The organism is Mitsuaria sp. TWR114 (genome assembly GCF_007997345.1).
The window spans coordinates 1-6,540 of record NZ_VOSR01000407.1; the positions used below are offsets into that span (position 1 = coordinate 1).

6 protein-coding genes are annotated in these 6,540 nt (G+C 70.3%); 1 reads left to right on the forward strand and 5 read right to left on the reverse strand.

Annotated elements, in window-relative coordinates:
• Both FUT87_RS15290 and FUT87_RS15295 read right to left on the reverse strand, forming a co-directional pair.
• On the reverse strand, window positions 1-1,507 hold a 1,507-nt coding region (locus tag FUT87_RS15290), incomplete at its 3' end, for an RDD family protein (RefSeq protein WP_147241563.1).
• A 147-nt stretch (window positions 1,508-1,654) separates the two neighbouring features.
• Window positions 1,655-2,185 (reverse strand): hypothetical protein, encoded by a 531-nt coding sequence (locus tag FUT87_RS15295; protein WP_147241564.1) that lies wholly within the window; start codon window positions 2,183-2,185, stop codon window positions 1,655-1,657.
• Between the two features lie 154 nt (window positions 2,186-2,339).
• Between FUT87_RS15295 and FUT87_RS15300 the strand changes: the two genes are divergently transcribed.
• The gene (locus tag FUT87_RS15300; protein ID WP_147241565.1) at window positions 2,340-2,855 is read left to right on the forward strand and encodes a hypothetical protein; all 516 of its coding nucleotides are present in this window, start codon (window positions 2,340-2,342) and stop codon (window positions 2,853-2,855) included.
• 48 nt (window positions 2,856-2,903) lie between these two features.
• Here FUT87_RS15300 and FUT87_RS15305 read toward each other — a convergent pair whose 3' ends face one another.
• From FUT87_RS15305 to FUT87_RS15315, 3 genes are all read right to left on the reverse strand, one after another.
• Window positions 2,904-3,296, reverse strand: coding sequence for a hypothetical protein (locus FUT87_RS15305; RefSeq protein ID WP_091728846.1), 393 nt, complete (start codon window positions 3,294-3,296; stop codon window positions 2,904-2,906).
• Window positions 3,297-3,327: 31 nt separating this feature from the next.
• Window positions 3,328-6,051, reverse strand: a complete 2,724-nt coding sequence (locus FUT87_RS15310; RefSeq protein WP_091728841.1) for a serine/threonine-protein kinase — start codon at window positions 6,049-6,051, stop codon at window positions 3,328-3,330.
• 87 nt (window positions 6,052-6,138) lie between these two features.
• Window positions 6,139-6,540 (reverse strand): ECF-type sigma factor (locus FUT87_RS15315; protein ID WP_147241566.1); only part of this gene is annotated, 402 nt, incomplete at its 5' end.

Sequence of the window (6,540 nt, forward strand, 5' to 3'; positions counted from 1 at the left end):
GCGCGCCGGCGACGGCGTGTTCCGATCCGGCCAGCGCCATGTGGGCGTTGCGCATGCGGCCGGCGGCGTCGTCGATCAGGCCGGGGAAACGCTGGTCGAGCCGGAACCACGCGTCGCTCGCCCGTAGCGCGTTGACGTAGTCGACCAGCGGCGCGTACTGGCCGGGCTTGTCGCCTTCCGGCAGCGCCACGTCCAGCGTGCGCGGCGGCGGCAGGATCAGGGAATGGCGCACCAGGTCCTCGGCGGCGGGGTACCACATGCGTCTGGACGGCGTGCTGAGCGTCTTCTCGATGAAGTCCTCCGGCAGCTCCATGCGGCGGTAGGTGCGGGCGAGTTCCTGATTGGCGATCTCGTCGAAGGCCGGATTGAAGGTGCCGCTGCTGGCGCGATGGAAGCCCAGCTGCGCGCCGGGCATGAGCTGGCGCTTGTTGCCGGCCAGGAAGACCAGCGTGCAGGCGCTTTCGCAGTTGCCGATCGCGCGGGTGCCGACGCCGCGTTGGCGGATCAGCTCGACCATGCGTTCGGCCTCGGTGACGCGGCCGCCGGGCGAGGCGACCTCGAGCAGCCGCACCGCCGGCGAGGCCGCCAGCAGCGTGCGCAGGCGATGCGCGTCGCCGGCGCCGATCGGACCGTTGAACTGCATGGTGCGGCCATCGGCGCTGACGGACAGGCGCACGTTGCCGATCGGATCGATGCCGCGGGCGAGCTTCCACAGCTCCGGGAACTCGGAGAACACGCCCAGCGCGAGCGAGAAGGCGATCTGCAGGAACGAGCCCAGCAGCGACAGCCGCGCCAGGCCGGAGATCAGGTAGGAACCGCCCGCGTCGACGTAGCCGCGCACCGAGCGCCAGGTGCCGACGGCGCTCCAGACCTCGATGACGATCAGCAGTGGCCAGGCGATCAGCAGCGCGATCGCGACGCCCTGCAGGCCCTCGCTCTTGGTCGCGAGCCAGGCGACCAGGCCCTGCACGCCGGCGGCGACGGGCCAGGTCAGCAGGACGTGGTTGATCCAGAAGCTCTGGGCCAGGCTCTGCTCGCCGCGCCAGTGGCTGGCGATGTAGCCGATGAGCAGGCCTTCGCCGTCGGCGGGCGCCTCGCGGCTGCGCTCGACGGCGGTGCGGGAGAGGCGGTCGTGCCAGGTGCGGCCCTCGGCGTCGACGCGGGCCCACAGGAAGCCGGCGAACAGCGGGATCGCGGACACGAGATAACCGGCCCAGCGCAGGGCGGCCTGCAGCGGTGACGGGTGCTTGCCGCTGCGGGCGTCGACGACCTTGATGCCGGCGACCAGCTTGCCGGGCGTGGCGCCCTGCCAGCTCCAGAACACCACGCAGACGATCAGCGGCAGCAGCCAGTTGATGGCGAGCGTGCCGGGACGCAGGTCGGTCCACTTGGACACCGGGTCGCCATAGACGGCCCACATCAGCAGCGTGCTCGCGGCGAGCATCAGCGCGCCGTCGATGACCATGGCCAGCGCGCGAGGCGCCAGGCCGACGGATTGGTTCGACATCCTTCTCTCCCTCCAGGGCGGGGAGTGTAGTGAGCGGGTGCGCCGCGGCGCTTGTCAGTTCTGTGGCTGGACCGGGGCTGTATTGAATCCGTCACAGGCGACGGGGTGGAGTTCCCTCTTTGGGAGGAGACCGCGAGCGCCGACGCCTCAGTCGTCCCACAAGAACCGCCGGTCCGGATAGACCACGCTCTGCGAGGTGCGGAACACCACGCCGTTCTTGAAGTGCACGTTGAAGCGCAGCAGGTAGCCGTTCATCTCGGGCTCGATGTTCCAGTCCCAGACGTCCTCGCCGCTGAGCTTGAAGAACACGCGGGTGCGCTCGCGGCCGAGGATGCGGTTCACCTGCTCGGGCGTCATGCCCGGCACGATGCGGTTGCGGCTCGCCGGCGAGAGGCCGTCGACCGCGCTCACGAAGCGGTCCTGCGCATCGAGCCGCACCATGTAGCAGGTGCGGCCGAAGGGCTGGGTGGCGTATTCCAGCGTGTGGCCGCCGTCGGCCTCGGGCCAGACGTAGCTCGGCGGGCCGTAGAGCTGCTGCACCTGGGCGCCGGTCGTGACGCCGGGCTGCAGGCGCTGGTCCTTGAGCAGCGTCGTGCAGCCGCCCAGCGCCACCGTTGCGACCACCGCCACCGCCACCGCTGCCGTGCCCAGCGGGCCCAGGCTCGTCCACTCGCGCATCGTTCTCTCCTGCCAGACGAAGCGGCCATTGTGCGGCGAGCGCGGCGACGCACAATCCGCCCCATGCCGAGACCGCACTTCCGACAGGCGTTTCAGATCGCCGCCCTGACCGTCCTGCTGACGGGCGCGCCCGCGATGGCGCAGGCGCCCCGCCGTGACCGGCGCGGGATCCGCGTCGAGCGCCGCGCCGGGCGCGCCGTGTGTGCTGCTGTTCGGACAGGGGCGCAACTTCGATCCCGAGCAGCCGGCGGCCAATCGTCGCTGGGACGAGGCCAACGGCGCCTTCAACCTTGCCGTGCGCGAGCCGCTGGCGGCCGCGGGGCTGCCGGTGATCAACCTGGTGCTGCCGGTTTCGGCGACCGACCTGCCGCGCAACCTGCAAGGGCTGCTCGCCGAGGCGCAGCGGCGCGGCTGCACGCGGGTGCTGGAGACGGCGCTGTTCGCCGACGTCGCGCAAGGGCTGCTGATCGCGCGGCTGCGGGTGTATCCGGTGCTGGGGCTGCTGGGTCCGCAGGCGGCCGGCAGCCAGCCGCGGATCGGCGCGGTGGCCTATACGCAGCAGAAGGAATTCACCCTTGATGCGCGGGTGATGGATCGGGTGAACCCGTCCCGGTTGGGACGGGTGATGGGGGAGGAGGCCGCGGCCGCGCTGGTCGGGCCCCGTGAATGAGCAAAGGGCCGCGATGCGGCCCTTTGCGTATCGACGCGGACGACGGGATCAGCAGGTCAGCGGGCCGTCGTTCAGGACCTGGGGATCGCTGCTCGGGTAGAGGTTCTCGACCTGGCCCGGCGTGGAGAAGAGCAGGATGACGCCCTTGGTGATGATCGAGCCGTTCGTCGGCATCGGGAAGGTGACGACGTTCTCGTCATCGGCCGGCGCGAAATTGCTGCCGTTCATGCCGGGTGTGGAGCCGATCGTCTTGAAGGTGGCGCCGATCAGCAGCAGGCTGGTGTTGTCGGCCTGCGCGAAGTTGCAGGAGCCCGCGTCGCGGGGAATGTGGAGCGTGGAACCTTCGATGGGCTCGGTGCCCGCCTGGTCGGCGTAGTACGTGCAGTCCGCGAAGTTGCCATCGGCGCTGACCTGGGCAGCGACATAGAACGTGTTGGTCATCGAATCACTCCTTGAGCAGTTTTGGTAATGGTCAGGTCGGAGCGATGCCTGATCGATCCCGCGCGAGCCACTCGGCAGATTGCCTGACGTCTCCGCGTCCTCCCTGTCCCAAGCAGGATTGGGCATCAACCCATGCGCGAGTGATCTGCTGATGAACCCGAATCAGGCCGGCCATCTTCTCGATCCTGTCAACAACGTCCTGGCATACCGCCTGTCGCTCGCGTGCCTGCTGCGGGCTGGTGCGTCCCTTCAGCAATTCGATCTGCAGCTGCCGGACGAGTAGCAGCCCGCTCAGGATCCGCACCTCGCGGGGCCGCTTGTCGAGGGTCGGCTGCACCAGCTGCACCGCGTTCGCGAGCACCGCTTGTGCGGCGGCAATGTCGCCGTCCTGGCTGAGCGACCGTGCCTGCTGGGTGGACCAGACCATCCAGGCGTCGAGCACCCGACCGTCGATGCGCTCGGCGTCCTTCGTGAGCAGGTCCAGGGCGCGCCGCACGGTCTGGAGGCGTTCCTTGCGTTCCTGCGGCGGCAGCAGGCTGCCCTGCACCTCGGTGTCCAGCAGCTGCATCCGGATCCGGTTGATCTGCCATTGGACATTGGACGGATCTTTGGCGGCCAGCGTCTCGAGGATGCTCCTGGCGGCGGAGGCATCCCGGATGGCGGCGTCGCGCTGACCGGTGTTGACCAGGGCCTCCGCCTTCCAGCGATGCATGATGGCCTCGCGGTACGCCCACCCGTCCTGCGGCGCGTCGCGTCGGACTTCGGCGATCAGCGACGCGCCTTCCGCGAAGGTGTGGGCGGCGGCCTGGTCCAGCCCCTGCCAGAGCAGCGTCGTCCCGAGCCAGCTCAAGCTGTCCGCCAGGTCCATCCGCGCAGCGGCATTGCCGGCGTCCGCGGGTTCTTGCAGCCCCTGTTTCTTGAGCTCGATGGACTTGCGGAAGAAGGCCGTCGCCGAGCGCAGGTCCGCCAACTCCAGCTTGGCGGTGCCCAGGCTGTTGTAGGCGTAGGAGAGCTCGATCAGCGCCTCGCGGTTGCGAGGCTGCGCGTCCAGCCAGGCCTGTTCCGCGTCCCGGTAGGCGAGCCAGGCCTCGGTCGCCCGGTCGAGCTCGCGCGCGTAGTAATGGACATGGCCGACCCAGAACGCCGCCGCGCCCTGCGCCTTGCGCCACTCGCCCGTCAGGTCGGGCGAGGGCGGGGCGCCCTCGAGCAGCTTGCGTGCCGCCTGCAACGGCTCCAGCGCCTCCTTGAGATTCCGCTTGGAGACACGGACCTCACCGATCACCGTCAAGGCCTTGGCGCGTTGCAGCCGCTCCATCGGCGTGGCGTTCTGATCCTGCGCCAGATACGTCAGCGCCTTGCTCCCCACGCTGTCCAGCAGCTCCAGCCGCCCGACCGGCCGCAGCTTGTCGGCGAACTCCCCCAGCATGTAGCTCAGCAGGTCCTCCGCCTGCTGTCGTCGCTCCTGCGCCTGGTGTTCCGCGCGTTCCGCCCGCCGCGCCTGCAGCACGCTCAGCCCCGTCAGCGACACCAGCGCCAGCACCGCCACGCTGCTCGCCGCGACGCTCCAGCGGTGCCGCCGCACGAAGCGGCCCAGCACGTACAGCCGCGTGTCCGGCCGCGCCGTGATCGGCTCGTGCGCCAGCCAGTGCCGCAGGTCCACCGCCATCGACTCCGCGTTGGCATACCGCTCCGACGGCTTCTTCTTCAGCGCCTTGCCGACGATCGTGTCCAGGTCGCCCCGCAGCAGCTTGGCCTGCCGCGCGATCACCGGGTCGAGCTGGTCGCTCGCCACGTCCGACAGCCGCTTGGGCACCAGCTCCACCACCGCCCGCAGCCGGTCCAGGTGGGTCTGCGTGTCGTCCGCCGTCGGATGCCGGCCGCCCAGCATCTGGTACAGCAGCACGCCCAGCGCGTACACGTCGGTGGCCGTCGTGACGTCGGCCTGCTGCACCTGCTCCGGCGCCGCGTACTGCGGCGTGAACGCGCTGCCGGCGCGCTGCGTCAGCTCGGTGGCCACGCCCGAGTGCGTCGCGTCGTCCAGCAGCTTGGCGATGCCGAAGTCCAGCAGCTTCACCTGGCCGTCATGCGTGACCAGGATGTTGCTGGGCTTGAGGTCGCGATGCAGGATCAGCCGCTGGTGCGCATGCGCCACCGCCGCCAGCACGTCCAGGAACAGCTTGATCCGCGACTCCACGTCCAGCCCGTTGACCTGGCAGTGGCGGTCGATCGGCAGGCCGTCGACATACTCCAGCACCAGGTAGGGCTGGTGCCCGTGATGCACGCCCGCGTCCAGCAGTCGCGCGATGTTCGGATGCGAGAGCCGCGCCAGGATCTGCCCCTCGCGCTCGAAGCGGCCGCTGTCGCCCTTGCCGAACAGCCCCGACTTCAGGAACTTGACCGCCACCTGGCCCTCGAAGCGGCCGTCGGCCCGGCTCGCCAGCCACACCGCGCCCATGCCGCCCTGGCCGAGCTCGCGCTCGAGCTCATAGGGCCCGAGGGTCTCGCCGCGGAAGTCCAGCGGCGGTACCGCCGACGGCACCGGACCCTGCAGCACCTCGGCCGCCGGCTGCTCGAGGAAGCGGTCGTCGTCGAGCGCGGCATCGCGCGCCAGCAGCGCCTCCAGGTGCTCGGCCATCGCGACGTCGCCGGCGCGGATCTCCGCGAGGCGGCGACCCCGGGCGGGCTCCTCCAGGTCGAGCAGTTCGTCGAGCAGCGGACTCAGCGCGATCCAGCGCTGTTTATCGAGTGCGTCCATCGTCGGGCGTCTTGGGATTCTTGAGCGTCGTGGGCATCTTGGGCGTCTTGCGCCGTATCGACGGACCGCGCGGTGCCGACCCGGGGGTCAGTCCTTGAGGCTCATCGAGAGCAGGATTCTCGCCTTCTGCCAGTCGCGCTGGATGGTCCGCTCGGTGACGCCCAGCGCCTCCGCGATCTCCTGCTCCAGCAAGCCGCCGAAATACCGCATCTCCACCACCTGCGCCAGCCGCGCGTCGATGGTGGCGAGCTCCTCCAGCGCCTCGTGCACGCGCAGGATGTGGTCGTCGGACTGCGGTGCGCCCTCGACCACCGCGGTGTTGAGCGTCAGGTCGGGCTGGTCGCCGCCGCGGCGCTCGGCCTGGCGCGCCGCAGCCAGGTCGAGTGACGACGTGGCGCAGTGGTCCGCGCCGCGTAGGCCAGGAAGGTGGCGCCGGTCGGGGAAGGTCTGGCCCTGGCGCGCCCGCCCAAGCGCAGCCCAGGCCTCGTG